The following is a 371-nucleotide window of genomic DNA, read 5'->3' on the forward strand; positions in this document are numbered from 1 at the left end:
CGTGCACGGTTCGGCGATGGCGAAGGTCGTGAACGTGGGCACGAACCTGGGGGCGTTGGCGGTGTTCGCGGCGACGGTGAGCTTGCCGTGTGGGGTGTCGAGGACGGCGGCGAGTACGACGCGGGGTTCGTCGCGCAGGAGGATGAGTCCGCCGCGAGGGCCGGGCACGTAGACGGGTGAGCGTACGGGTGCGGGGCGCAGGCGGGTGACCTGCCAGGTGTGGACGCGGTGGCGGGTGACGAGGCCGACGCCGTAGCAGGGTTCGCCGTGTCCGTCGTCGTCGTGGGTCAGGGGGCGGAACTGTTCGCCGGGGGTGCCGACGACGGCGGCGGCGAAGCGGTGTTCGCTGGCGTCGAGGGCGCGGGCGGCGA

The 371-nt window shown here is 73.3% G+C and carries 1 pseudogene; it reads right to left on the bottom strand.

The window, feature by feature from the left end:
- Positions 1 to 371, bottom strand: a pseudogene (locus ACSNN9_RS28690) (endonuclease/exonuclease/phosphatase family protein); the annotation flags it as partial.

This window comes from Micromonospora sp. URMC 107 (assembly GCF_051386315.1).
Classification (GTDB): domain Bacteria; phylum Actinomycetota; class Actinomycetes; order Mycobacteriales; family Micromonosporaceae; genus Micromonospora.